Source organism: Arthrobacter sp. Bi26 (genome assembly GCF_918697925.1).
Lineage (GTDB): Bacteria > Actinomycetota > Actinomycetes > Actinomycetales > Micrococcaceae > Arthrobacter.
Genome location: NZ_CAKKMF010000190.1, coordinates 1 through 2,675 on the forward strand (window position 1 = coordinate 1; position 2,675 = coordinate 2,675).

Annotated in this window: 2 protein-coding genes; both read right to left on the reverse strand. The window is 64.5% G+C overall.

Features of this window, described 5'->3' with window-relative positions:
- On the reverse strand, window positions 1-1,007 hold a 1,007-nt coding region (locus LQV16_RS23330), incomplete at its 3' end, for a M23 family metallopeptidase (RefSeq protein WP_229996206.1).
- 417 nt (window positions 1,008-1,424) lie between these two features.
- The coding region (locus LQV16_RS23335) for a M23 family metallopeptidase (RefSeq protein ID WP_229996207.1) at window positions 1,425-2,675 on the reverse strand (1,251 nt) is incomplete at its 5' end.

Genomic DNA, 2,675 nt, shown 5'->3' on the forward strand with positions numbered 1-2,675 from the left:
GGCTTTGCCGACGGTTTGTTGGCGGCGGCTTCGGTGGCTGCTGCTGAGGCACTCGCTGACGGCTTGGCGGCCACCGCGGCGGGCTGTTCCTGAACGCCGCCGGCCACCACGTGGGTCAGATCCTCCCGGACAGGAATCGCCCAGCCAATCCCCGCGTTGGTTGCCTTGCCGGCGTCGGGTGCGTAGCTGGTCATGTCCATCGGGCTGAGCTGATCCACCTGCTTGATGGGGAGCAACGTCCAGTCCCGGGGATTGGTGTGGGAGCCGTTGAGGATCGTTTCGAAATGTAGGTGGCAGCCGGTGGAGGAGCCGGTGGTACCCACCCGGGCAATGACCTCCCCCACCCGCACGGAGTCGCCCTTCTTGACCGCGATCGCCTCCAGGTGGTTGTACGTGGTGATGAGCCCGTTGCCGTGGTCGATTTCCACCCGGTTGCCGCCGCCCCAGGGATGCCACCCTACGGCCCTCACCACGCCGGCGTCGGCGGAGTAGACCCTGGTGCCGCACGATGCCGCGAAGTCCTGGCCCCAATGGAATTCGCCCGCGAATCCCGTCAGGGGGCTGGTGCGCAGCCCGAACGGGGACGACGGCACGAGCGATTCCAGCGGGGCCATGAGGAAACCGGCCGCGGGCCGGCTCAGGACCGCCGAGGCCACATTGAGCTCGCCACGCACTCCTTCCCTGGTGACCGTGTCCACCGTGCTCCGGCTGAAGGCCAGGAGCGCCAGGGCGTCGGCAGTGACTGTGCCGGGAGTCCCCGCAGCACCGGTAGCGGCGGAGTGGGCCTGCGGGTCCAGGGTTTCGCGCCCCACCGCGCCGGCGGGCGGCATGGCGGCGGTCGGGATGGCGGCGGGCGCCCCGTAGGACGCGAAGGCGCTCAGCCCCTGAAAGCCACCGAATGCCAGAACGGCCAGGGACAGGCACAGGCCTCCGGATACGCAGCGCACGGCAATGGTCCGCGCCCTGGCTGACTGCTCACTCGATGAGTTTCCCCAGTGTTTTCCCACGATGTGACTCCCGCACTATGTCCGCCAGACCCCAATCGTCACGGACTCACCCCCCTATGTGACCACAGACGGCCGGGTCTGTGAACCGTCAGCACGCACCTTTTGCGGTACCAATCAGAGAACCACGGATATCCCCAGTAGCTGGCCGGTGGCGGCCCAGTAGTCCTCCGCGGAATTGCAGGTGCCGGGCGCCGGGGAGAAGGTAGCAAAGGAGCGGGCGCAAGGACCGGCGGGGACGGGACCCAGGCATCCACGGAATCGTGGCGGCGGCGTTGACCCAGTTGTTGAAGCTAGAGGGCGGGACTTCGTCGGGGATCAGCTGCTGCATCGGCTGCCGCCTGACCTGGGCCCGACGGGCCCAGGTCAGGCGGCACCGCCCTCCCGTCGGGGCCCGACGCAGCACTGCGATGGCTGGTGTCAAGGCGCCGGAGCACCATTGACCGGCAGCGCAACAACGGTGACCATCTTCGAACTCGTGCCCTCGACGCCGGCATTATCAGTGACCGTCAAACGGACCGTGTATGTCCCCGCCTTCCCGTAACTGTGCCGCACCGTCGGCCCGGTTCCCGCAAGCGAGTCATCACCAAAGTCCCAGGCATAGGAAACCACCGACCCATCATCCGAGGAACCGGACCCATCAAAAACAACATCGAGACCCGAGACCGTCTCAGCAATCAAAGACACCGGAGCAGCATTGACCGGCAGCGCAACAACGGTGACCATCTTCGAACTCGTGCCCTCGACGCCGGCATTATCGGTAACCGTCAAACGGACCGTGTATGTCCCCGCCTTCCCGTAACTGTGCCGCACCGTCGGCCCGGTTCCCGCAAGCGAGTCATCACCAAAGTCCCAGGCATAGGAAACCACCGACCCATCATCCGAGGAACCGGACCAATCAAAAACAACATCGAGACCCGAGACCGTCTCAGCAATCAAAGACACCGGAGCAGCATTGACCGGCAGCGCAACAACGGTGACCATCTTCGAACTCGTGCCCTCGACGCCGGCATTATCGGTAACCGTCAAACGGACCGTGTATGTCCCCGCCTTCCCGTAACTGTGCCGCACCGTCGGCCCGGTTCCCGCAAGCGAGTCATCACCAAAGTCCCAGGCATAGGAAACCACCGACCCATCATCCGAGGAACCGGACCCATCAAAAACAACATCGAGACCCGAGACCGTCTCAGCAATCAAAGACACCGGAGCACGATTGGGGTCTCCCTGCGGTCTACCCGGGTCCTGCCTCTTGTCAGGCAACGCATAAACCGGCGGCTCCGGCGGGGGTGGAACATCCTCCTCGGAGGTGCCTCCCGTAACGGCGTGCGAGTTGTCCTCGGACACGGGGATGGCCCAGCTCGTAGCACTCCTGGGGCCGTTCGCGCCGGCGGCGTAGCTGATCATCTCGATGTTCCCGAGTTTGTCGATCTGCTTAGTTGGCAAGAGTGTCCATTTGAGCGGATTGGCGTGGTGACCATCCTTTATAGTCTCGAAATGGAGGTGGCAGCCGGTGGACGAGCCCGTGGTGCCCACCTTTGCGATAACTTCGCCTACCTCGACGGATTCACCCTTTTTTGCGGCGATTTCCTGCAGGTGGTTGTAGGTGGTGATCAGCCCGTTTTGGTGGTCAACTTCTACTCGGTTGCCACCGCCCCACGGGTGCCACCCCAC